Genomic DNA, 24,089 nt, shown 5'->3' on the forward strand with positions numbered 1-24,089 from the left:
CACGAAACCGTTTATTCAATCTGTTTTGATTTCTACCTTTAAGGTTCTTTCTTTTACACAAAACTTTCCGGGGTCTCTGTTCCCTCACTGATGCAAAACCCCTTTCCCGGATTTGAATTATTATTTCCAGGAAAGGGGCTTTTATTTTCAGGCGCAGGACTATTTACACAGCTGTCTTAAAGCATGCTCTCCAATTGGCCCATTGCCTCAGTTTCGCTATTTACATACTTTTGCAGCTCTTTCTTGAGAATGTCCATATATCCCTTATATTCATCCACAAATTTTCTGTATTCCGCGGCATCGGTGACGCCCTTGTTCCACTGGGCGTACATATTCTTTGTGGTTTTCCATGAATCTTTTATTGCGAGGGTCATTTTACCGCTTCCCCAATTGCTTTTGACCTTATCATTCATCAGCAAGCTATTGGACAAAGCGCATACTTCATCGCTGAACAGATAAGCATAATTCTCATAGTAACCGTTGATTGCGGCGGCCAGCCATACATCCTCTTCCGTAATCTTACCGTCGCTCAAGGCTTCCACCACATCGCCGTACAGATCGAGATTATTCTGCAAGCCTTTATGGTGCAGCTCCACATCACCGTAATCGGCCAGCCCCATAAATTCATCCTGCACATACTTAAAGGCCGTGAGGGACTTCTTATTATGCTCAACACCCTGGGCTCTTGCGGCTTTCATAGCATCTTCGTCCTCCGCCTTGTACGCGGCTTCGTAGTCAGCGTTGATGCTCTTGGCCTTTTCAAGGTTCTTTGCGGCCGCTTCACGTAAATCCGTCAGCGCCTTTTTATAAGTTTCTACCGATTCTTTTGTCGCGTATTTTTCAGTGTCCTTTACGGCAGCTTCAAAATCATCGCACCGACTGTTGAAATCCAGCTCCAACGCAGGGCTGCCGTCGATATACATGGCCAGCGCTGAATACAGTGAAAGCTGATATTCTAACAATTCCTTGCTATGTACGCCGTCTTTTTTCGTATCTTCCACATTATTGTCGTCTTTTGGCGTATGGTAGCGGTTCTGGGTCCATTCGGTCCGGTCCTCCTGCCTTGGCATGAATACAGGTACGCCCTGGAACTGATAGGAGATGCCGTCTGTTCTCGGAATTTCCTGATCGTCATTTTTCACAACAACCCCGTCTTCATAGAAGGACTTCACGCCGGACAATAAATCCGAGGACAGCAAATTCTTTCCGATTTCCCCTGCTTCATAAGTGGTGCGCATAACGCCGTTCTTGTTAAAGCTGTCTACGCTGGGCATTTCAAAGTTGATCAGAGCCAGCGTACTTCCCTGCCACTCGGGATGAGCGGTGGTGATCATTTCCCACGATCCGATGGCCCAGTCGGTGGAAGTATCGAATCTTCCCCATTCCTCCGCGGCATGGGCGATAAATACAATGTCATTGGCTGGTTTATATGCGGAGTCGATGATGGCTTTTGCAATGCCGGCCGTAAGTCCGACGGCAGTGCAGTCATCCTCAAATCCGTTGAAATATTTGTCATAATGGCCGGCGACGATGATTCTCTGTCCCGTGTTCTCCGTACCCTTGATCGTGCCGACTACATTGTAGCTAGTGCCATTTTGACTTCCCACTTCATTGTCCACATAGAGCTTTGCGGCAATATTTTTTCCTGACTTTATGATCTCCTGAACTTTTTTCGCATCGTTCTTGGTGATCGATGTACAAGGGAGCTTCATGTCCGGAGCGCAGATATCCTGCATATTCAGGGTATCGTCATTGTACTTGGCATATCCGTCTATGGGATAGCTGATAATGGCTGCGGCCTTTTGTACGGCAGCCTCCATGTACGGTCCGTCGATCCAGACTTCATTCCATTGGTCCACGCCTACAAGAACAATTTTTCCTTCCATGTTCTCGCAATTATTTGCTTTATAATATTTTCGATAATCGGCTTCCGTACCCATGCCCATATCTACGATATCCAGGTTGGTGTAATCGCCGCCCAACTGCTTTGTACCCTGCGCCGCGTAGGATACCATATTGTCCAGCTTGAATGTTTTCTTTTGCCCGTCCTGACCCGTGTAATTGACGGTCATGTAGGCTTCATTGAACTGCCATTTGTCAACGGTAACCGCTTCTTTTTCCACATCCGAAAGCCCGATTTTTTCAAACTCTTTCGCCAGATAATCAGCGGCCCTGTGCTCCGCGTCGGATCCGGCGGTTCGGAAACCAGTGGAATCATCGGCCAGTTTCTCGTCGTAGGCCAGCTTATAGGCGACAGCCTCGGCTTTGTCCGTTGCCTCGCTTGTGAATTCGAGCATTTTGTCGACGTCCTTGGACATGGACAAGTCTCCCGACGAGGAACAGGATGTTCCAAACATCAGGACCAGCGCGATGAGAAGCGCAAGTGATATGCAGGTTAATCGTTTCTTCATTTTCTCCCTCCTTATAAAATAACAAAAAAGATCAATGCAAATAAATGCATTGATCCATAAAAAGCAATGTAATGATACTTTCTTTTTAGTCTCTCAATTTTCTTCTTTAAAATCTTAAGATATCGTCTCCTGCGCCCGCAGTCTACTCTATCCCATGGCAAGATTATAGAATATATCATCCACTTTGTCAACGGCGTCTTGACAATTGATCTGTTGTGCACTATACTCCCTTACATTCCGATCAATCCTTTATTCCGCATAATTGTGAATGGTGTACGCTTATGAAAAAAATATTCAAACGTGTGGTTATTTTAATTATCTGGGAGCCCTCTTAATCGCTCTTCCCATTGAAATCATAGGGCTGATTCGCAATCAAAACGCCTTTGAGAAAGAAGCAAAAGACAAGATCGAATACGCTACAAAAAGCGCGGGCACGGATCTTGATGTGGTGATCAACAGCATGTCCAGTCTGGTAAATATGATGCAGTCCATTGTGCAGGTGACCTTTTCCCATGAAAATTATATCGATGATTACGATACGTTTCTGCGCCTCAAACATCAGGCCGGCGATATTCTCAAACAGTCCCTTTCCAACACCGAACATCTTTCGGGACTATATGTTACCTTTTCACCCCAGCTTCACTCCAGCATGGAAGAGGTGTGGTACGCCTACAAAGACGGCAGGGTCGTCCCCATTGACGCGCGGATGTATGCTCCCAGCTGGCTTGTAGAGGGGAATCCCAGAGTGAATTATTATTTTGACGCAATCAAAAACGGTGACTATTGGGGCGCGCCTGATTATGAATCCTCCCTCGACGAATATATGCTGACCCACACCAAATCCGTATATGATTCCGACGGAAATCTGATCGGCATCGTCGGCTCCGATATGCTGATGTCCGAGGTGGATGATATTCTCAAAGCGATTAAACTGTACAGCGACAGCCAGATCATCCTTTTCGATGCCAAGCTGAATTTCTGTGCATCCAGCGACAATGTAAAAAATCCCGCAAAGTTTTATGCTCCCCTCGTTTCCCAGATCGCTTCTTTGGGCGCCGATCAAGAGCCGGTCTGGTATACTTCTTCGGATGGAAAAAAGCATATTGCCGCATATACGACTTTGAACAACGGGTGGATTTTGGCCACAACGCAGACTGTGACCACGGTCATGACTCCGGCTACGGAAACCAGGACAACCTTGATGATCACCATGTTCGTGACGGTTTCCATTATCGTCGTAATCGCCATATTACTGATCAAACGATTCTACGGCCCTGTCGTAAAATCGGCGCAGCAAAACGAAATTCTTCTGATCAATCAGTCCAGACAGGCGAAGCTGGGTGAAATGATCGGAAACATCTCCCACCAATGCAAACAGCCCCTGAATAATATCAACATCGACATTTCAAATATGAAGGACGATTACGATGCGGGCGAATTGACGTGGGAGCGTTTTAAGGAATACGAAACAAAAATGCGCGAAAACGTATCCATCATGTCGAGCACCATAACTGATTTTGCTGATTTCTTGAAACCTGACAGGAGGAAAGAACGCTTCTTCATAAAAGACAGCGTGGAGAAAGCCCTTTCGATCATGCGGGAAAAGCTGGTGATCAACGAAATAAACATCATGAATGAGGTGGATCCGGAGCTCACAATTATCAACTACAGAAATGAGTTTATACAATGCATTTTTAACATTCTCGAAAACGCGCGGGATGGAGCCATTTTATCGGAAATAAAACCGAGGATCATAAAAATAGATTCGGATCAAAGGGATACGGCCCAATGGAAAATCATTTCTCTGCGTATTTTCAACAGCGGCGGAGCGATACCAAAAGAAAGCTCTGATAAAATTTTTCTCCCGTACTATTCAACGAAAGAAAAGGACGGGGGCAGCGGAATCGGACTATATCTGGCGAAACAAATCATAGAATCCCATTTCGGCGGCGAGATCGGTTTTCGCAACGAAAAAGCGGGTGTGACCTTTATAATAACGATGAAAGAGAGGAAACAATGATCGTTGGGATTTCAATGGTCATATAAGAAACATCATGGATATTTTAAAAGAGCTGAAAGTGATATACATCGAAGACAACGACAATACGCGGTCCAGCATTGAACGATTTTTAAAAAGACGTTTCGGCAAAGTTTTTCTTGCGGAAAACGCGGAAAAAGGCATTCGCCTGTTTGATCAGTTTGATCCGGACATCGCGATTGTGGATATCCTTCTGCCCGGCATGGGCGGTCTTGAAATGATCAAGAAAATCAGAGAAACCAATTCTTCCTGCAAGTTTCTCATTACGTCCACAGTGTCAGACGCTGAGACCATACTGGAAGCTGTTGATCTTGATATTGAAAATTACATTGTAAAACCCATTGATATGGATGCTTTTGAGGAAAAGCTCAGACGAATCGGCAAATCGATCCTCGAGCAAAAGGCCAGGGCGTCTGCTGCGCAGATTTTTGATTTTGAGAACAAAAAGGAAATCGAAGAGACGATACGAAAGCTGTTCATAAAACTGTTGAAAGAGAAGTCAGGAAAGGGCCCAAGGGACGCGGTCGTCTTTCTGTCAGGCGGCATCATCGAAATTTCCGCCTACGGGATATTCGGCACAATGGAAAAGACGCTGTTAGCGGATATCAAAAACACAGGTCATGTGGAAGAAGGGCGCAGGCTGTTCTACCATGCGATCGAAAGCGACTTGTCCGATATGATCAAAGAGGCGACCGGGGCCCTTATGGAATTGCAGAGCATCAAGGTGGATGCCAGACGGGATCAGGAGATTTCAAGGTTCCGCTGAATTAGGCTCCGCTGATTTCCAAATAAGTCTGCGTCAGCCCTTGCCCATGGACACTCAAAAAAGAAAAAATAGTGTTCGCCAGTAATGAAGGCAAACTCCGGTCATAAAAACACCTCCATAAACTTAAATGAAGGTGTTTTTCCGGCTATTTCTCTAAAACAGATACTCTTCCCAAAGGCCAATTCATTTTCAGGGCTGCCAGGCGTACGGCCAGCGTCTTTTCAATGGCAGCCAGCGCACCGGAAACGGCAAAGGCAACGGTTCCAATGATCTCCATAAGAGAAATAAACTCCATTTAGCAGCCCTCTCCTTTACATCTTTTCCAAAAAAGTTTTGCATCCAAAATAGGTTTCGTAAACATCGGCCTTTGAAACCACTTCCCACGGAGCATGCATGTTCATTACGGCTACGCCGGCATCGATCACGTCCAGATTATAGCTGCTCATTATATAAGCGATGGTTTGGAACATGCCGGTATCCACCTTTCCCTGTTCAGCAGTCTGATAATTGACGCCCGCGGATTCAAAAATCCTGCGCAGCGAGGCAATATATTCCGGGTTGGCATCATTGCTGTAGATCTTTCCGCCGCTGCCGGTATACTTGCTCAGCACCATGCCATGGCCAAGGATCGCGGTGTTCTTTTTTTCATAAACTTCCGGGTAAAGCGGGTCAAAGGCCGCGCTTACGTCACAGGAGAACATTTTTGAGCGGGCCATGGCTTGCCTTGCTGCAAGGGGTGAAGTATTTCCCATGTACCAGATCAGCTCGGCCACCAGATTTTCCAAATATAAGGAGTGGGCTCCCGTGGCTCCCACATCGCCGATTTCTTCTTTATCAAACAGGACGCAGCAGACGGTGTGTCGGCTGTGCTCCAGATCGAGGACCGCGGCCAGGGATGTATAGGCGCCGACCCGGTCGTCCTGGCCGTATGCCATGACCATGCTCCGGTCCAGACCGTAGTCCTTTGCCGCGCCGGCGGGAACGATTTCAAGCTCCGCGCTGAAAAAATCCTCTTCCTCTATGTCGTAGGTTTCTTTGAGCAGTTTCAGGATGTTTGATTTGACGGCCTCTTTTTCCGTATCCTTGAGCGGCATGTGTCCGAAGGTGACATCCAGATTTTCCCCTTCCACAACCGTTTCCCCGCTTTTTTTCAACTGTTCTTCCGAAAAATGATACAAAAGATCGCTGATTCCTACGACCGGTTCTCCATCCTCTTCACCGATACGTATTTCCGCTTTGCTGCCGTCTCTGCGTACCACTACCCCGTGGATCGCCAGGGGAAGAGCGGTCCATTGATATTTTTTGATTCCTCCATAATAATGGGTATCCGCCAGTACCAAGCCTCCCTCTTCATACAGGGGATTTGGTTTCAGATCGAGCCGGGGCGAATCAATGTGCGCGCCCAGAATCCGCATCCCCTCTTCCAAAGGTTTTTCTCCTAAGACAAACAGCACAACATTTTTATGGCGATTGATTCCATAAAGCTTATCTCCCGCTTTTAACGGCCGTCCGCTTTTGAACACATCCTGCAAATTCACAAAGCCCTTTTCTTCCGCCAGGCGCACGGCCTCTTTCACACATTCCCGTTCTGTCTTGGCGGAGGAAAGAAACCGCTTGTAACCTTCGTTAAAATCCATGACCTTTCTTAAATCTTCTTCCCTATATTTCTCCCAGGCATTCCTTCGATACATTGTTCATTCTCCTCTATACTTTTTTAAAATACGCACCACTTCATCATGGGGCATGGCGTAAAACTTATTGTGATTGGCGCCTTCCATGGTCTCTGCCGCGCAAAGGGCATTCAAAATCGCTTCCTCCACCGAATCCGCCACAGCTCTGTAGATCGCGTCCATCATATGATCCCCAAGGACTTCCGCGGTGGAAACGTTGTTGGTGTAAGCGTTTTCGTTGGCTGTGGAAAAGGCGACGAAGATATCGCCCGAGCCGTTTTCATATCCGCTGCCCAGCTTGCCGATCCCAATGGGTACGCGTTTGCACATCTTGGAAAGCTGCGTCGGATTCACCGGCGCGTCTGTGGCAAGAACGACGATGATGGAGCCGGTTCCCGGTTTGGGCGCAAAGGTATTGCACACGGGATCGGCCCCCTCGATTTCCTGTCCCATGGGGATTCCATTGACCTCAAACCACATGCGGATGCCGTGGTTCGCCTGCACCAGCGCGCCCACCGTATATCCGCCAAATTCCTTTGGCAGCACTCTTGAGGCGGTCCCTGTCCCGCCTTTGAATTGATGGCATACCATGCCGGTCCCGCCGCCTACGTTCCCTTCCGCGACCGGCCCCGCCTTTGCGTTGTTTAGAGCTTCATATACGTGCTCTTCTTTCACGTGGAACCCATTGATATCATTGAGCAGACCGTCCCAGGTTTCCCCGACGACCGGATAAAAATATCCGCATTCGTCAATTTCTTCCCCCATGAAAACCAGGTGCTGGTAGTAATCGTTTTCCACCATCCACTTGGTGACCGTATCCCGGACGATGCCCACGCTGTTGGTGTTCGTGATCATGATGGGCCCATGGATAAAGCCTGAATCGTCCATCCAGTGGGTGCCGGTTAGTTCTCCATTGCCGTTCAGGTCATGCCGGCCCGCATACACAACGCTCTTTTGCTTCCCCCGGGGCAGGATCGCAGTAACGCCTGTTCTGGCAAAGTTTGAGCCTCTCCCTTTAAAATCATCCGGCTCTCCCATGATGATGGTGCTGTAGCCCACCTCGACCCCTTCTACGTCCGTTATGGCATTGTTTTTTCCCGGGTCTCCAAAAAAGTTGATTCCTAAATCGCGCGCTCTTTTTTTCATTTTCAATTCCTTTCGTCTCTATGATAATTTCTTAGCGGCCCATTGGCCCTTCTTTCCTTACTTCTACAGCAATTCCTTAAATCCATCGGTGCTGTATTCTTTTCCCGCCCTTTTCAGCTTCAATGCCTTTAGCAAAGCGTAGAACCGTTTCTTGGTCATCGGGTATTTGAGGATCGCGAGAATCCCTATGACGATTCCAATGAGCGGTACCAAATTGAATATATTGAAGATCATATGCTTTGCTTCTATGGTCTGTACAGCTAAGGCCGCGTCGTAGCCGCCTTTGGCCAGCAGCATGCCGGTCAGCCATGAAGCGCTGGCCGCGCCAAGTTTTTGGAAAAAGGAGGTCAATGCGCTCAGAGTCCCCTCTTTTCTTGTCCCATTTACAAATTCATCCACTTCGCAAAGATCGTACATCATGGCAAAATACAAGGTCCAGAAAGCGCATGTCCCAAAGGATGATATGGTGAGAAATACGATGTATATCGCGTAATTGCTGACCAAGCGGGTATACATGTCATAGCCCATGATCACTACGATGAGGGCGGTTGCCGCGCTCACGCCCAATGCGATTGCATACGCGTACTTCTTATCAACTTTTTGCGAGAGGATATTAACAACAGGGATCCACCCTAAATTGACAATCGTATAGATGATAAAGGAAAGGGACTGCTTTTCAGCGGAAAAGCCCAATACGTGGTTCATCATGTACATGCTGGAATTACTTACGACCGCCGCTATAAGGGCTACGGAAAAAACGGATAAGAGAAGCCACTTGACCGGCTTGAGTTTAAAGGCTGAGATATAGTTGGTGAAAAAATTCATTTTTGCTTTGTCTTTCACTTCCGACCAGTCGATTTTGTCTTCTTTCCCCCGGGTGAAATTCCAACATACCAGTCCGGCAAGGATGGTGATGGCCATAAACAGCACACCGATAAAATTCCATGCGAAATCGGATGAATAGCCGCTGCCTTGCAGTTTGCTCAAAAGGATCGGCGGCAGGGCCGTGGCCAGCATGGAGGCCAGATACATGAATACGCTGGACCACGCCCGCAGGGAAGTTCTCTCATTGAAGTCCTCGCTCAGCTCGGCGCCAAGGGAGAAGAACGGTATGTCATAGGTGGTAAAGGACGTCCAGAACAGCAGTGCCACAGCAAGGAAATAGAAGAACTGCGCGTTTCCGCCCAGGTCGATGTTGTTGAACAGCAAAAATACAGATATGCCGTATGGTATGGCCCCCGCCAGGATCATGGGCCTCCTTCTTCCGTATTTTGATTTGAGATTGTCCGATATATAGCCAATGATCGGGTCGGTAACGGCATCCCACAGGATCGCGATCAGCGAAATCATCCCCGCAAGCGCCGGGTTCATCCCCGCGAAATCCGTTAGGAAGTACAGGAAAAAGCAATAATAAAGGTTAAAAGATGCTGAGTCCGCCATTTGCCCGACCGCATAGCTCAATTTGGTTTTGACGCCAATTTTTGAAGTTGTTTGGTTCATCATTTGAATATCCTCCTTATAACAACTCAATTGGGCATTAACATCTTTTCGATATCGAAATACGTCTACTGTTTAAACGCTAATATATAAAGCAAGTATTATGCCAATTCAAAGATACTTACTTTTCAATATATTCACACATACAAAAAGACTATGTGTCAAAATATGATACACATAGTCTTAGAAACTCGTTAAAATAAAACCGTTTTCATGCTGTATTATATTTTGACGGTGACAAAATATAATACAATTATTCGATATGGTTCTTTTTCATCTTGTGATACAAATTGCTTCTGGTTACTCCCAGCGCCTGCGCGGCCTTGGATTTGTTCCCGCCATAAAGCTCCAGCGCCCGTTTGATCGCCTGCTTTTCCGCCTCATCTCGAACAGCCTCCAGCGACTTGATCTCGCGGCTGCCATATTCTTTTCTTTTCTCTTGGGGCAGCATTTCCATAATGTCGTCTTCTTCGATCCGATCGCCGCTGCAAAAATATGCGCTCCGGTCGATGACATTGAACAACTCGCGAATATTTCCCGGCCAGCTGTAATTGTAAAGAATTTTCATAGCGCCTTTGGTGATGCCCTTTATATCCTTATCAATGGTCTTGATCTTATGCTCAGTCAGCAGTCTGATATCCTCTTTTCTCTCCCGCAGCGGAGGTATCCGCAGTTCGATAACGTTTAAGCGATAAAACAAATCCTCACGAAAACGGCCGTCCTTTACCAGCTCCGGCAAATTCTTGTTGGTAGCCGCTATGACCTTCACATCGACCCCGATCTTTTTTCCGCCGATCCGGTCAATTTCTTTTTCCTGCAGCACCCTCAGCAGCTTGGGCTGGATGTGCATGGGCAGCTGGTCTACCTCGTCTAAGAAAATCGTACCTTTGTCAGCCAGCTCAAATTTTCCCGGCCTGCCGCCTTTTTGCGCCCCTGTAAAACTGCCTTCTTCATATCCGAAGAGTTCGGATTCAACGAGATTTTCCGGAATGGCAGCGCAGTTGATTTCGATCATCGGTCCATTCGCTCGTTTGGAAATATGGTGGATTGCATTTGCTGCCAGTTCCTTTCCGGTTCCCGTTTCTCCATTGATCAGAACCGTTGTATCCGCATCCGCGCATATGTAGATCCTCTGTTTCAGCTTTTTAATCGCCTCGCTTTCGCCCAGGATGTCCTATATCCGATATTTCACATTTCCGCCGCTGTTTACTTTATTAAAAAGCTCTTCGATATCGATTTCAAAGTCCAGATCATGATTTAGGGAGCGTTCCGCGACCATATCCAGGAAGATGCGAATGTACGCGTCATTGGGCAAAACGTCGTAATCGACCGCGCCAAGAAGTTCCCCCTTTTCAACGATGGGATAGATCACCGCCGCTCCCGTGATCCCTACCGTTTGGTAAAAGACAATCTGCGGCTTTGCATCCTTGTCTAAAGCATTGCCGATCTTTGATACGGGATTGATTTTTTGAATGTCTTTGCCGTAGTAATTATCGGCCTCACTCTTGGATACGCCCAGCTGCTGGACTCTTTCTACCATATCTTTTGAAAGAAATCTTACCTTGCCCTGTGCGTCAATCACCACCAGGCCTGAAATATGATCCAGGATCTGCCTGCATTCTGCAAGCGTCAACTTGAAATTACTCATGATACCTCCTGACACAAAGTGTAGATAGGTTTAGTATACCATACTATTCCGACAAGTACACGAAATGATCCGGCATGTTTTGTTTTGTGCAGTGTATTGACTTCAACAGTTGAAATCCGGTAAATGCTCAAATATATTTGTAATTTTTACGCAAAGTTGTGGGTTTGCGTGGCCTCATTTCGAAAAAAGGCAGCCTGGCAGCTGGTCTAGCTGCTTTGAGGCGATGCAATCGTTGAAAAAAGCGTAAATTTTGAATAAAATTTACGCTTTTTTCCGGACATAAACATCTGTCGCAATAATCGTGATCGTCGTGACCTCTGAATCCTTGAGGGGGGGCGGGGTCCAGGTTCCGGGGCCGGGGCGCGAATCCGAAAGTCGAGGGCAGGAGTAAATCATCGCAAACTTAGACCAAAACAAGCTCGATCGATCATTTTACTTTTTACCTCTTATTAATCCGGGCCCGAAGGGCCCGCTTCCTTCGGATCCAGAATAGCAGAGCAGCGCCTGCCAGTTCATTCTCTGCTCACAGACAGGCTGCTTGTAATACAGCGTTTCTCGCCCTCGAAATAGGTACATTCAGCTGTTACCGCAGACATTTGCTCTGCGGAAGTTGTAAAGATATCTCGATTCAGGACCATAAAGTTGGCCAGTTTTCCGGGCTCCAGGGAACCCATTTTATCATCCAGCCTCAGGCGGGCGGCATTATTGATGGTGTAGCCTTTAATCAGTTCCTCCAGCGTGTATTTTGCTCCCTCGGGCGGGCGGGCGCTGCCGGGATATTTTTTCGGGTCCAGGGGAAACACAGGATCAACTCTCGTCATGGCTGCCTGAATGCCGAAGAATGGGTTCGCCCGCACCGCTTCCTGATAGCTGAATACGTCGCTGGAGAATCCCAGATTCCCCCCTGCTGCTGTGAATTCCCGAAAATCATACATGGTATTCCAGCGGTCGATTCCGTGGAATTCCTGCGCCGCTTCGCCAAAGTACCCGCCGGACCAATGGGTGGACCAGTCGATGTAAAGACCCAGCTCTGCGGCCCTTTCGCGGTCATGAGGATGGGTCAGCTCACAGTGGGCGCCTGTCACGCGGATCTTCCAGCCATGGCCGCAGATTTTGCGGGCTTCTTCCAAAGCGTCCACCACATTGCGGAACGCCCCGTCGCAGATGATATGCAGATGGAGATCGATGGCCTCTTCATTGAGCCGCACCATGGCCTTGACCAGGTCCGCTTTATATAAATTGGCATGGCCGCAGTTCTTTCCTTCCGGGTCGTTCTTGAAAGGCTCCAGCGCCAGGCAATCGCCCAATTCATTGGTGCCGTCCACAAACATTTTTACCGTGTTGATATGGACCCGCTCAGTACCGTATTTCGCCTGCCACTGCCGCACGTTTTCAATTGCTTCTTCCAGATCATGGATGGTTCCCGCATGGGAAGCCCCCTCGTAATACATGCCTAACTTCCCTGCTTGATCCAGCTCCGAAAACAGCTTCATCGCCTCGCCGCCTTCTGTGAATCCATCCAGCATGCACATGACGCCGTTTGCCTTGAAGAAATCCAGCAGCGGCTTGATCATTTCTTCGTCCGGAGTATCCGGCGGATACCATCCGATGGCGTCGTAGATTCCCAGATCGCCCTCCGGCCCTCCTTCCAGGCACCAGCCGGTGTATTCTCCATTTTCATCTTTCACGAACTGCGCCTCGCCGACAGGTGATTTGCTGTGGGGGATGCCGTTTTCGTCTTTCAGCATTTCCAGGGCCATGGAGTTGAACCAGCATGCATGGTCTGTAAAATCCTGTATTCTTGCCGGCCGGTCGGAAACGATTCGGTCCAGCTCCTCTTTTCTCGGCCCTTTCGGCCCGAAGGTTTCCGCAAAATAATTTTCGCAGAAAAGGAACGGCCTTTCCTCTTTCGGATACTGTTTCGCGTATTTTTGAATATTTGCCAGCAGCTCATCCTTGTCGTGGGTCAGCGGCATCCGCACCCGATAAAAGGTCTTGGCCACTGTGGTAGGATGGGTATGTCCGTCCAGGAAACCCGGCAAAATGGTCTTACCTTCCAAATCGATCATTTCCGTGTCTGCATCTGCCACCGCCCTCGCCTCTTCATTGCTGCCCGCGAAAGCAATCTTCCTTCCGGAAATCGCCAGAGCCTCGGCCCAAGGCGTCTCTTGGTCGGAGGTGTAAATCTTTCCGTTAAATAGTACTTTATCAATTTTCATAATTGGAGTCACCTCACTCTTTCTTTATTCAAGTTCCATTTCCGGCGGAAGTTTTCTGAATCCTTTTGTCTGGATCGCCAAAACAAGGACTCCGATCGCCAGCCATATGAGACCTACTGTTTTTGCCGTATTGGACATGTTAATCCATAAGACGGCACATATAATGGTAGCAACGATTGGCATTATGCCATGCATGAAAATCGACTTTCCTCTCCGTTCCTTCTTTCTGATAAGGAAGTACACTGGTACGGAAACGTTAACGAGAAGAAATCCAGTTACCGCGCCAAAGCTGATCAGTTCCGCTCCGGCCATAATGTTGTCTGCAAATACGATTCCCAGCAAACCAATGATGGCAACGATGATGAGGTTATAAACCGGAACGCCATATTTATTGAGCCTGCCGAATAATTTCTTTGGCAGAATATTATCCCGGCCCATGTTGTACATAATTCGTGTGACTGCCGCCTGACCTGATAAGGCGCACGCGATGCTGCCGATGTTATCGATGATCAGGAAGGCGATATCCATATGGGGGATGAGCGTAATCTTTGCCAGCAGTTGAAAGATCCCGGCGTCCGGATCGGACATCTGCTGCCAGCCTACCGGCCACATAACCTGTGCAATGTATGCGATAAGGGTAAAAATAATTCCAGCCCCCAGACAAACGAGAACAATGGCCTTGGGAATATCTTTTTTGGGATTTTTCGCTTCTTCGGATAATGTGGAAACTGCGTCAAATCCCAGGAAAGATACACAGAGAATCGCAGCCGGGTATAAGACCAGTCTGAACTGGAAAACCTCCGGGTTGTAAAACGCGGTGCCATCGATGAGTCCGTTGGAAGTACCGTCGATACCGCCTTTTGCAATGGTTATGATACCCACAACCACAAACAGCGCCATCATTAGCAGAGCTGCTCCTACAATAATATTGTCCGCCTTTGCCGTATTGCTGATGCCAAACACGTTGACAAGAAAGCAGAGTGTGACCAGCACGATAATCCAAACCGCCACGGGCACGGCAGGGATATACGTATTCATATAAACCCCGACTAGCAGAAAGCACACCATCGGCAGCAGCAGATAATCAAGCAGCATCACCCATCCAGCTACAAATCCCATATGAGGGTTCAGGGATTGCTGTACATATACATACGCTGACCCGGATTTTTGGAATACTTTGGACATGCTTGCATAGCTGAATGCCGTGAAAAACATTGCGATTGCAGTACACAGCATTACTGTGGTATACATCCCATTTGAAGCCACTGACATGGGTCCATAATAATTGAATACAACGGTGGGCGCCAAATAGGCCAAGCCGAAACAGATCAAAGAGCCTAATCCTAATACCTTTTTAAATTCACCATTTGTTTGTGCTTTCTCAGCCATAACGTACCTCCTGTAAAAGTTTCATATAAAAATTATACGGAATCCGTTTTGATAAATTCAGTATAATGATTATTTTCTGACATTTATATGGACTTTTTGTTGAACTTAACATATAATTATCAACAAATATGTCTATATTCGGAGGGTTCTATGCATACCGCAAATACTGTTCCAGATTTCATAAAAGATACACCTGTCGCGATTTCCATTTATTCAATCACTCAGGAAGCTTGTCACTACCACGAAGGATTTTTGGAGATCATCTACTGTTTTAAGGGAAATGCGGTTATCCATATCGCATATGAAGATATTCCCCTGACCGACGGCGATATTATTTCCTGCGATCCTCATGACATCCACTCTTTACAGTCCTCGGAAAATAATTTATTCGTTTCCTTCTATTTTGACCTGCGCCATCCGATTTTCAACAATCCTGATCTGCCCTATATGTTCTTTGTATGCGAACGGTATGTTCTTAGAAAGGAGAAGCAGGATGAGATGCAGAATTTGAAGCATCTTCTGCTGACAATGCTTTATTTTTACTGTTTTCCCCACGAAAAAGTCTCCCAGAGGGAGACCTTTTGCAATTTGGCTCTGAAAATCATGGATATTATGCTGGAGCATTTTCATTTTTTCAATTATGTGGCAAACACGTTGGACTATTCCCAGGAGGCAAAGCAAAGATATGAGAAAGTGATGGTTCTTACAAACCAGCGTTATTCAGAAAAGCTTACGATTACAAAGATCGGGGCCCAGCTCCATCTGAATTCCAATTATCTGTCCCACTTTTTTAAAAAGACCTCGTTCGTCGGTTACTCCTCTTATCTGAACTTCGTGCGAATCTATCATTCAGAAGTGCTTTTGCTCGACTCCATCCGCAACATTTCTGACATCTCCTACACGGTCGGTTATTCGGATCCGAAGTTTTATTACCGCAGCTTCAAAAAATGGTATGGCTGTACCCCGCTGCAGCATCGGACATTTTTTAAAAAAATAGAGGAGCGGTCACAAGAAAATCAATTTTATGACCCCAAGGAAATATCGGCACAGCTGGAGCATTATATTTCCTACTACTTTGCGACGCTGCATATCCCCGAATTTTGGAACGTTCCGTTCGTTCTCTTCAGAAATGTGCCGCTGGTTTGACTTCTCCGACCAATGCGCTGCTGTTATAAAATGTACACGTCCCCTCTGTACATCGATAAAATGAAGTGATAAGTGGAGAATCGAAGAATTCTTCCATATTATGAAGTCTCAATTGGATGCCAGACCAGTCTCTCTGCAGAAAAAGTTAAAAAAGCATAGAATCTCTTTAAGTCAAAGCTTCCTTATCATGCACTTAAATCAATCCACCTGTTTCTGTTTTTTTAAAGAAAAAACCCCTTAAAACTTTCATAATTATCAGTTTCAAGGGGCTCGCTATCGAGAAGAGGAATAATATCCCCCTATTCCTGTTAAACGATTGGAGGAGTACCTTCCGCGTTTCCTGCGATCGCGTCGATCTGGATCAACGCGTCCTTTGGCAACGCGGATACTCCGACGACTCTCCGTGCAGGAACACCGTCTGGGAAGAATGTTTTATAAACTTCATCTACTGCCTCAATATCCGCGATATTTTTCAGGAAGATATTTACTTTCACGATATCCTCCATAACATGGTCAACGCTTTCAATGATCTCCTTAATATTTTTTAAGCACTGGGAGGCCTGCTCTTTCACACCGCCCGCTACTAGTTCACCGGTTTTTGCGTCGATCGGCAACTGCGCTGAAATATTATTGTAATGAGAGAAGGCTACCGTCTGCGTAGACAGAGGATCGACTGACACCTTGTCCGTATTGTTAGCTTCAACGATCAGGCCATGTCTGTCTTCAATTGCCTGTGGAGGCGTCCCATCTCCGTGTGACACCACTGCTTCAATCTGTACGAAGGCATCCATCGGTAAGGCTGCAGCTGCAATGACTGTCCGCGCAGGAACATAGGCTGCGGCCCTAGCGATCGCTGAATCTGGAAAAAAGGTTTTATAAACTTGGTTTACAGCTTCAAGATCTGAGAGATCCTTAAGGAAGATATTCACTTTCACAATATCATCAAAAGGAACCTCGATACTTTCCAAAATCGCCTTTATATTCTTTAAGCACTGACAAGCCTGTCCTTTTACATCACTTGCTGTCACCCTTCCCGTTTTTGGGTCGATCGGTAATTGCGCTGATAGGTTATTGTAATGGGAAAAAGCTACTGTCTGCGAAGAGAGAGGACAAATTGGCGCATTTGCCGTGGTATTGGTAAGCTTGATCAGGTCGCCTGCCTGCGGTGCGTTTGGAATGGTACCCTCGCCATTTGAAACAAGTGCTTCAACCTGTACCAAAGCATCCATAGGCAAGTCAGAAACTGCAGCCATTGTTAATGAAGGAAGGTAACTCGTAAAGTAAGTTTTATAAACTTCGGTCACTGCGTCAATATCCTTGATTTCCTTAATAAATATGGTAATTCTAACAATATCGCTCATTACATGGTCAATGCTTTCTACAATAGCCTTGATGTTTTTAAAACATTGCCGGGCCTGCTCTTTTATACCACCTGCTACCAAATTCCCAGATTTGGGATCGATCGGTAATTGCGCTGATAGGTTGTTATAATGAGAAAAGGCTACAGTTTGCGAATACAGGGGACTTTTGGGCGCGTTTTCTGTATTTCTTGCTAACACAACATTATTGCCGCTCATAATTGTATACTCCTTTTGAATAAATGAATTAAAATATAAATGATTACTTTTAGAATGCCTCATTTACTCAAAAATTATTAATGATCCAAAGGTCGGATTCTTTCGGCGCATTTATTATTTCTTTGAACATAAAAAACTGGACTAATCTCTAATAAAACTGGTCTCTATGTACTCCTCCTCTGATGGCATTTTTATATTCGATCCATGCATTGTCTTAATGAGCCACGCCATATTCCTGCCTAGTATCCGCATCGTCTGCATCCCCTCAGCATCCTGCATGACTTCATCCGGCGTTATTCCATGAACTCCATTCCAGCAGTTTTGAGAAGTTACGATTGGCATATTGTTATATGCGAAGAATTTATTGAGTCTGTCAAAAGCAGCAGTTGAACCGGATCGACGACAGCTTACAACCGCGGCTGCCGGTTTTCCTTTTAAAACATCGCTGTTTGCAAAAAACATTCGTTCTAACAAAGAACATATTGCTCCTGTAGGGCCGGCAAAATAAACCGGCGATCCAACAATAATGCCGACGGATTGTTCTGCGAGTGCCAGCATATTATTACAAATATCATCATGGACGCACCTTCCTGTCTCCTCACATCCAAAACACGCGGAGCAGCTGTAAACCGGCTCACGACCTATGTGGACAATGTTCGCATCGACGCCCATCTCCTCCAAACCTTTTTTACATTGAAGCAAAGCGGTATATGTACAACCCTTTTCATTCGGGCTGCCGTTAATCATCATTACTTTCATATTCTCTCTCTCATTCCTGACGTTTATCTGCTTAAAAATTACCGATCATGGGAAGCGGCATCAGCCGAATTTCATTTCAATCGATGCTCCGCCATCAACGACAATTGCTTGTCCCGTAATGTAGGATGCTTTTTCTGACGCAAGGAACACAGCGAGTCCTGCGACTTCATCCGGGTGGCCATTTCGGTTCATAGGCGTTTTCAGTCCTGCTTCATATGCATCTTCTTCCTGGGACGCCGACGAGATATAGCCGGGCAATATGTTATTGATCGTAATATTGTCTTTTGCCGCTTCTATGGCGATGGAACGGCTCATGCCGACAATTCCCGCTTTGCTGGCCGCATACGCGGAATCACCTTCCGCACCTAACACAGGCCCAATTACAGAGGAAATGTTAATAATCCTCCCCGCCTTCTGTTTTTTCATATTTGGAAGTATTGTTTTCGTCATATTAAAGGTCGTCATGAAATTCCGGTTGAATTTAAGAAACCATTCCTCTTTTTTCGCGTCGACAAAGTCAGGGTATTCTTCCGGACAGCCTTCGATATGCCACCCTGCATTATTTATCAAAACGTCAATCTTCCTATACTTGTCGTATAGTTCCTCCAGCATATTTTGTACCTTTTCTGCATTACATAGGTCACAGGTATATGCAGCGCTCTTCATTCCCAGGCGATTTAAATCATCTGCCCGATCGTATACTTTTTCAACAATATCTGTCAAAATTACGATAGCTCCCAATGCACCAAATTCTTTTGCAATTGCAAATCCGATCCCTCTTTCAGATGCAGCGCCCGAAATAAGGCAAACTTTATTTTTAAAATCCATCATCGTTCATCTCCCCTTTCTACGCATATTGCTCTGCGGCATCTATGCATCTCAAAAATTCAACATTTTCATGCTTCTTTAGAAATTGGATCAAACGCTCATACATCCTGATTCTGGCCGGGCGGCCTATAATCTGCGGATGGCAGGTCAAAGTAAACACATTATCAACGCTTTCCTGATATAAGAATTCAAATTCTTCCGTCCATATTTCATATACTGCGCTGGGAGGCAGCATGGGAGCGCCCCAATCTTGTGAACTCAAAAGCCAAAACGGAGCATCATCGAGCGTCCAGTTGATCGGAATTTCTACAAGATCCGATTTTTCACCGAACACTTCCAATTTTCCCATTGAATCAGCTCCCATCATTGTACTGTCATAGGTAAACCCCATTTTTTTTACAATATCAAATGTATTTCGACTGTATTCCCATGATGGAGCACGAAAGCCCTTTGGAGCTGATCCGGTTATTTCCTTTAACACGCAATTTGTCTCTTCATATTCTTTCCGTTCCTCCTCGTAGTCATCAAAGAGATCAGGACATGTATGTGAATATCCATGGTTGCCGATTTCATGCCCTTTCCTATGTATCTTTTCAACCATCTCCGGATGGAGCTCTGCAACTTCTCCGGGGATAAAAAATGAGCCTTTGATATCGTATTCTTCCAATAAATTGAGGATCCTTGGAACTGCGACATTTGCGCCGTAGCTGCCTTGTGACAACATGGACGGCCGAATTGTATTTTTGCCGTCCACATTAGCATCCCGCGCTGTCCATAAGGTTTCCGCGTCCACGTCAAAGGTCAGCATAATTTTAAATTTTTTTGCCATAAAACTCACACCCTTCATGAAATTATTTCTTGCAGGAATATACTTCTCTGCCATCGAAAAACGTTTTTAATACTTTTGTATTCTCAATATCCAGATGATCTATGGCAAAGATATCCCTATCTATTACGATAACATCCGCTTTTTTTCCACATTCTATGCTGCCTATCTCATCTTCCATATGCATCGCGTATGCCGCATCGATCGTATAGCCCTTTACCAGCTCCAGTACGCCGGCTCTTTCTTCAGGATTCAGCCGCCACTTGGGGTCGTTCTCGTCTGTAATCTTTTCAGCGCCAAAATAATCAGCGTCATAGAGATTTCTCGTAACTCCCGCCTGAATAGCGAAAAACGGATTCGGGTACGGGGAAGACGGATAATCCGCGGAGCAGGTGATGATAACACCGTGGTCGATGAAACTTTTGAGAGGATATTCTGTTTCCGCCCGTTCCTTGCCCAGAAAGACTTCTTCACCGTCGAAATATACGGATGGCTCCTTAAAATGCCAATAGGGATTTACACAGGCGATGATATTCAGCTCTGCCATTTTTGAAAAGTCGTCCGCGTGTACAAGCTGCAAATGCGTGATACAATTGCGATGATCTCCTTTGACTTTCTCCTGAGCTATCTCCAACGCTTCAACAGCCTTTGAGACCGCTTCATCGCCGATAGCGTGGATATGGATATTAAAGCCCCTGCTTAAAACTTCTATAAAGGTAGCTTTCAAACGTCCTTCATCCCAGAAGAGTTCGCCGCAGTAATTCTCACCTTTGCCGGCTTCAAGGCTATAAGGCTCGCTTAAAAATGCGTTCAGGCCTTCTACCGTTCCATCTAAAAAGAATTTTGCCGTTGTTACTTTTATTTTTCCGCCTTCCTGATGATACTTTTTTTTCAGCTCCGCTAGATCGTTTATTTGTATGTATTCATCTTCCAGAACTTTTATTTCTCGCGCGCTCGCCACTCGCAAATTCAGCTGATCCTGTTCATCAAAATATGCAATCGTTTCTAAAATAGGCGTAGGATCCGATGACGCGGATTGCCGCATAGCCAGGATACTCGTATATCCATAGGATGTAAACAAATCCTGAAACCATTGGTAAGCTTCCCTTTTTTCTTCCGGAGAAAACTGCTGCTCCGGAAAAAGCTTTTTCGCTTCGTCCTTTAAGATTCCCCAGAGCTCCCCTGTTTTTTCATCCTTTTCAATGATTCCGCCATCAATCTCCTCAATCGTTTCCGTAATGCCGGCAAGCTCTAACGCTTTGCTGTTCAGCCAGCATATATGGCCGCCTTCATCAATAATCCCGATCGGTTTATCGCTGCATATTCGATCCAGCCGTTCCTTTTTGGGGCCTTTCGTGCTCTCTGTCCCAGGAAAAACAGAAGTCTTAAATCCTTTGCCATAATACCTGTTTTTTTCCGGATGTTCTTTTATAAATCTTTCAATCACCGTTTCCGTCTCTTCTGCGGTTTTCGCATCGTATAAATCGATATTATGCAGAACATTATACGCGTTACCCGGGACGTGGACATGCGTCTCGATCAGTCCCGGCAGGACAGTGTTTCCCTTCACATCCACAACCTTTGTATGGCTGGAGATGTAGCTTTTGACCTCACTATCGGAACCCGTGAATATAATTTTGTTCGCTTTGATAGCAATGGATTCTACAACTGTGTTATCTTTGTCCATCGTATAGATTTTTCCATTAGTAAGAACTGTGTCTGCAATCATAGATGAGCTCCTTTCCGTTAAAACCCTGCCGTCAATCCAAAGTCCATAGCCAGACAAACACCCGTAATAGCCGCTGCCTTTGGCGAGCCCAGAAATACAATTGCTTTTGCCACTTCTTCCGGTTGGATGTATCTTCCCTGTACGCCGCCCTGGGAAAACGCTTCCCAATTGTAACGGTCATATTCTTCTCTGCTCTTAAAGCCTGAGGACTCGAAATCCTTTTGCAGCATTCGCGTATCAACCATATCCGGGCAGATCGCATTGACTCTCACACCATGCTCCGCAAATTCTACGGCTAAAGATTTTGTCAGAAGGTTGATTCCGCCTTTGGACGCGCAGTACGCGGCCGCTCCCCTGAACCCGACGAGGCCCGCATCCGAGCTTACATTTACGATCGCGCCTTTGGTTTTTATCAGGTGCGGCATGACCTGTCTGCACATCAAAAATGTTCCTTTCAGGTTGATATCGATCACTTGGTCCCATTCTTCGACGCTGCATGTTAAAGTTGGTTTTTCTATATAGACTCCGGCGCTGTTGACAAGGAGATCGATGCTCTTTTCTCTCTCAGCCACATGATTTATGATCCGTTGACAATCAAGCTCTTTTGATACGTCCCCTTGCAGAGCAAAGACGTTGTCGCTTATTTTACTAAGTTCTTCTCTTGCGTCTTTCAGTTTGTCAGCCGTACGTCCGATCAAGTACACTTTTGCGCCTTTTTCGAGATATTCCACGGCCGCAGCCTTTCCAATTCCTCCCGCACCGCCGCTAATGATAGCGACGCATCCATTATAACCATTCATTTTAAGCCCTCCTGCTTTGTATCAATTCTGTTTGTGGCATCATCTTTTTTCTTGTGTATCCCATAGAAAACAATTGCCAATATAAAGCTTACGGCAGCTGTACCGACCACACCGCCCATAAAAAGATTGAAAATATGCTCGTTCCCATAGGTTTCGATATAATAGGCCGGGTCTTCGTACCAGTTCAAAAAGAAGTATCCAATTGCCACCAGAACGCCTAACATGAAGTAAAAAAACGCGATTCTCTTCATATCGCCGTATGGCATTTTTGTCTTAGGATTTTCAGGATTATGTTCAGGATCTTTTTTCGTCATTCCGCCTAAAGACTTTCTTGCAATCATATATAGAATTGGCCCAATGATGAACATGGCACATCCAGCAACAAAATAATCTAACCCGTTCAAATATAAGGCTACAAATGCGGTAAGAGGTACCAGCATACAGAGTGCCCCGAACCAGAAATTGTTCAGCTTTACCTTAAATGGCCTTGGTAAGTCCGGTTCGCTTATTCTGAGTTTCAATGCGGCAAACATCATCAATGAGGTCGGAAACAAGATTGCCGTTACAGTTAGGATCGCAATCACATCAAAAGAAAACGACGCGAATAGAACGCTTAGCGCTACCATCAAAGCCCATCCCACAATTGGCACACTATTTTTGTTTGTTTTCGTCAAAATTTTAGGCGCCAGGTTATCTTCCGCAAGTACCAAAAAGGCTCTTGATGAAGTGGCCATCCAACTATTGTAAGTGGATATCTGCCCCAGGAAAGCGACTACCACAAAGAACACGGCCCATCCAGAACCTGCGAGCGCCGCTACATCGCCATAGGATACACCATCTGTACCCCAGCTTTTCCATTGACCAACACTGCAAAGCCCTGCTATCGTTGTTGGTACATACGTTAAGATGATTAAGGGGACTACAATCATCAGCGCTTTTGGAATAACTTGTGGATTTTCCAGTTCCCCAGCCACATTGGCCATAGATTCATATCCGGTATACATCCACATACCAATCGCCAGTGCTCCCCCAACAGATGCGATTACGCTTTGATCCTCGCGGGCAAACGGCTCTACCGGATTATACTGGGCGTGTGAGAATCCTATAATGATGACGCAAGCAAATGCGGCCACGATCAATATACCCAAAACCGTTCCTACCGCAGCCACATCTTTTACACCCTTATAATTGATAAATGCAAATATCGCAATAAGAATCAACTTGAAGATATATGTATAGGTGTCATTCCAATTTAATAAAGATCCCATATAGTCCCCCGCAAGGACAACATAAATTGGAACTCCTACATAGTAAGAAACCAGTCTTCCAAAGCAACTCTGAAATCCCCAAAATTCACCGAAAGCCCTCTTTACCCATACATAGCTGCCCCCTTCATAGGGAAGCGCCGACCCCAGTTCTGCGGATATCAACGCATTGGGCACAGCCCAGAAGAAAGGGATAACAATTAGCATTACCACGGTCAATCCGGGGCCGGCAAACGGAATCATATCTTCAATTCCAAATGCGCCCGCACAAGCCATGGCATAAATCATAAATACTACGCCGATCACACCGACTTTTTGTTTTGGCTTTGAATTTTCACTATCATTCATTTCCTCATCTCCTTTACAAAATTCCAA

General features: G+C 46.0%; 19 protein-coding genes. 3 read left to right on the plus strand and 16 right to left on the minus strand.

The features are described 5' to 3' along the window. Positions 1-176: 176 nt before the first annotated feature. Positions 177-2,411: a M28 family peptidase gene (locus LG211_RS16670; protein ID WP_269478035.1), complete on the minus strand. Its 2,235-nt coding sequence runs from the start codon at positions 2,409-2,411 to the stop codon at positions 177-179. A gap of 268 nt (positions 2,412-2,679) precedes the next feature. Here LG211_RS16670 and LG211_RS16675 point away from each other — a divergent pair, with 268 nt between their 5' ends. After that, a complete protein-coding gene (locus LG211_RS16675; RefSeq protein WP_269478036.1) occupies positions 2,680-4,431 on the plus strand; it encodes a sensor histidine kinase in 1,752 nt (583 codons plus the stop codon). Positions 4,432-4,465: 34 nt separating this feature from the next. After that, entirely contained in the window at positions 4,466-5,215 is a 750-nt protein-coding gene (locus LG211_RS16680) for a Na-translocating system protein MpsC family protein (protein WP_269478037.1), read from the plus strand. A 145-nt stretch (positions 5,216-5,360) separates the two neighbouring features. Here LG211_RS16680 and LG211_RS16685 read toward each other — a convergent pair whose 3' ends face one another. From LG211_RS16685 to LG211_RS16720, 8 genes are all read right to left on the minus strand, one after another. Then, positions 5,361-5,510 (minus strand): TRIC cation channel family protein, encoded by a 150-nt coding sequence (locus LG211_RS16685; RefSeq protein ID WP_253020905.1) that lies wholly within the window; start codon positions 5,508-5,510, stop codon positions 5,361-5,363. A gap of 16 nt (positions 5,511-5,526) precedes the next feature. Further along, the gene (locus tag LG211_RS16690; protein ID WP_269478038.1) at positions 5,527-6,906 is read right to left on the minus strand and encodes an aminopeptidase; all 1,380 of its coding nucleotides are present in this window, start codon (positions 6,904-6,906) and stop codon (positions 5,527-5,529) included. 3 nt (positions 6,907-6,909) lie between these two features. Beyond that, positions 6,910-8,031, minus strand: coding sequence for a DmpA family aminopeptidase (locus LG211_RS16695; protein ID WP_269478039.1), 1,122 nt, complete (start codon positions 8,029-8,031; stop codon positions 6,910-6,912). A gap of 63 nt (positions 8,032-8,094) precedes the next feature. After that, positions 8,095-9,534, minus strand: coding sequence for an MFS transporter (locus LG211_RS16700; protein WP_253020902.1), 1,440 nt, complete (start codon positions 9,532-9,534; stop codon positions 8,095-8,097). Positions 9,535-9,781: 247 nt separating this feature from the next. After that, positions 9,782-10,699 carry a sigma-54 interaction domain-containing protein gene (locus tag LG211_RS16705; protein ID WP_336246085.1) on the minus strand — a complete coding sequence of 306 codons (918 nt, stop codon included), beginning with the start codon at positions 10,697-10,699 and terminating at the stop codon, positions 9,782-9,784. Positions 10,700-10,702: 3 nt separating this feature from the next. Next, positions 10,703-11,176: a transcriptional regulator gene (locus LG211_RS16710; RefSeq protein WP_269478040.1), complete on the minus strand. Its 474-nt coding sequence runs from the start codon at positions 11,174-11,176 to the stop codon at positions 10,703-10,705. 512 nt (positions 11,177-11,688) lie between these two features. Then, complete coding sequence (locus LG211_RS16715) at positions 11,689-13,395, minus strand: amidohydrolase (protein ID WP_269478041.1); 1,707 nt, start codon at positions 13,393-13,395, stop codon at positions 11,689-11,691. 24 nt (positions 13,396-13,419) lie between these two features. Continuing rightward, positions 13,420-14,784, minus strand: coding sequence for an APC family permease (locus LG211_RS16720; RefSeq protein ID WP_148397421.1), 1,365 nt, complete (start codon positions 14,782-14,784; stop codon positions 13,420-13,422). A gap of 150 nt (positions 14,785-14,934) precedes the next feature. Here LG211_RS16720 and LG211_RS16725 point away from each other — a divergent pair, with 150 nt between their 5' ends. Next, a complete protein-coding gene (locus LG211_RS16725; RefSeq protein WP_227755471.1) occupies positions 14,935-15,930 on the plus strand; it encodes a helix-turn-helix transcriptional regulator in 996 nt (331 codons plus the stop codon). Between the two features lie 308 nt (positions 15,931-16,238). Here LG211_RS16725 and LG211_RS16730 read toward each other — a convergent pair whose 3' ends face one another. The 7 genes from LG211_RS16730 to LG211_RS16760 all read right to left on the minus strand — a co-directional run bounded on the left by LG211_RS16730 (position 16,239) and on the right by LG211_RS16760 (position 24,062). After that, on the minus strand, positions 16,239-17,507 hold the full coding sequence (locus LG211_RS16730; RefSeq protein ID WP_253020899.1) for a RidA family protein: 1,269 nt from the start codon (positions 17,505-17,507) through the stop codon (positions 16,239-16,241). 141 nt (positions 17,508-17,648) lie between these two features. Next, positions 17,649-18,266 (minus strand): flavodoxin family protein, encoded by a 618-nt coding sequence (locus LG211_RS16735; protein WP_253020898.1) that lies wholly within the window; start codon positions 18,264-18,266, stop codon positions 17,649-17,651. Positions 18,267-18,326: 60 nt separating this feature from the next. Then, entirely contained in the window at positions 18,327-19,097 is a 771-nt protein-coding gene (locus LG211_RS16740) for an SDR family NAD(P)-dependent oxidoreductase (RefSeq protein WP_148397424.1), read from the minus strand. Between the two features lie 16 nt (positions 19,098-19,113). Continuing rightward, positions 19,114-19,923 carry a polysaccharide deacetylase family protein gene (locus LG211_RS16745; RefSeq protein ID WP_227755474.1) on the minus strand — a complete coding sequence of 270 codons (810 nt, stop codon included), beginning with the start codon at positions 19,921-19,923 and terminating at the stop codon, positions 19,114-19,116. Between the two features lie 22 nt (positions 19,924-19,945). Further along, complete coding sequence (locus LG211_RS16750; RefSeq protein WP_269478042.1) at positions 19,946-21,649, minus strand: amidohydrolase; 1,704 nt, start codon at positions 21,647-21,649, stop codon at positions 19,946-19,948. 17 nt (positions 21,650-21,666) lie between these two features. Further along, positions 21,667-22,449 (minus strand): SDR family NAD(P)-dependent oxidoreductase, encoded by a 783-nt coding sequence (locus LG211_RS16755; RefSeq protein ID WP_227755476.1) that lies wholly within the window; start codon positions 22,447-22,449, stop codon positions 21,667-21,669. After that, complete coding sequence (locus tag LG211_RS16760) at positions 22,446-24,062, minus strand: APC family permease (RefSeq protein WP_227755477.1); 1,617 nt, start codon at positions 24,060-24,062, stop codon at positions 22,446-22,448. The genes LG211_RS16755 and LG211_RS16760 overlap by 4 nt, the downstream gene beginning before the upstream one ends. Positions 24,063-24,089: the final 27 nt, after the last annotated feature.

It is taken from the genome of Hominibacterium faecale (assembly GCF_020734085.1).
GTDB lineage: Bacteria > Bacillota > Clostridia > Peptostreptococcales > Anaerovoracaceae > Hominibacterium > Hominibacterium faecale.

Bases quoted from the DNA above. Each gene is read 5' to 3' on its own strand.
- LG211_RS16715 (WP_269478041.1), bottom strand. From the start codon at position 13,395: ATGAAAATTGATAAAGTACTATTTAACGGAAAGATTTACACCTCCGAC.
- LG211_RS16730 (WP_253020899.1), bottom strand. From the start codon at position 17,507: ATGAGCGGCAATAATGTTGTGTTAGCAAGAAATACAGAAAACGCGCCC.
- LG211_RS16690 (WP_269478038.1), bottom strand. From the start codon at position 6,906: ATGTATCGAAGGAATGCCTGGGAGAAATATAGGGAAGAAGATTTAAGA.
- LG211_RS16735 (WP_253020898.1), bottom strand. From the start codon at position 18,266: ATGAAAGTAATGATGATTAACGGCAGCCCGAATGAAAAGGGTTGTACA.
- LG211_RS16670 (WP_269478035.1), bottom strand. From the start codon at position 2,411: ATGAAGAAACGATTAACCTGCATATCACTTGCGCTTCTCATCGCGCTG.
- LG211_RS16745 (WP_227755474.1), bottom strand. From the start codon at position 19,923: ATGGCAAAAAAATTTAAAATTATGCTGACCTTTGACGTGGACGCGGAA.
- LG211_RS16725 (WP_227755471.1), top strand. From the start codon at position 14,935: ATGCATACCGCAAATACTGTTCCAGATTTCATAAAAGATACACCTGTC.
- LG211_RS16675 (WP_269478036.1), top strand. From the start codon at position 2,680: ATGGTGTACGCTTATGAAAAAAATATTCAAACGTGTGGTTATTTTAAT.
- LG211_RS16740 (WP_148397424.1), bottom strand. From the start codon at position 19,097: ATGATGGATTTTAAAAATAAAGTTTGCCTTATTTCGGGCGCTGCATCT.
- LG211_RS16750 (WP_269478042.1), bottom strand. From the start codon at position 21,649: ATGATTGCAGACACAGTTCTTACTAATGGAAAAATCTATACGATGGAC.
- LG211_RS16755 (WP_227755476.1), bottom strand. From the start codon at position 22,449: ATGAATGGTTATAATGGATGCGTCGCTATCATTAGCGGCGGTGCGGGA.
- LG211_RS16685 (WP_253020905.1), bottom strand. From the start codon at position 5,510: ATGGAGTTTATTTCTCTTATGGAGATCATTGGAACCGTTGCCTTTGCC.
- LG211_RS16680 (WP_269478037.1), top strand. From the start codon at position 4,466: ATGGATATTTTAAAAGAGCTGAAAGTGATATACATCGAAGACAACGAC.
- LG211_RS16710 (WP_269478040.1), bottom strand. From the start codon at position 11,176: ATGAGTAATTTCAAGTTGACGCTTGCAGAATGCAGGCAGATCCTGGAT.
- LG211_RS16720 (WP_148397421.1), bottom strand. From the start codon at position 14,784: ATGGCTGAGAAAGCACAAACAAATGGTGAATTTAAAAAGGTATTAGGA.
- LG211_RS16760 (WP_227755477.1), bottom strand. From the start codon at position 24,062: ATGAATGATAGTGAAAATTCAAAGCCAAAACAAAAAGTCGGTGTGATC.
- LG211_RS16695 (WP_269478039.1), bottom strand. From the start codon at position 8,031: ATGAAAAAAAGAGCGCGCGATTTAGGAATCAACTTTTTTGGAGACCCG.
- LG211_RS16700 (WP_253020902.1), bottom strand. From the start codon at position 9,534: ATGATGAACCAAACAACTTCAAAAATTGGCGTCAAAACCAAATTGAGC.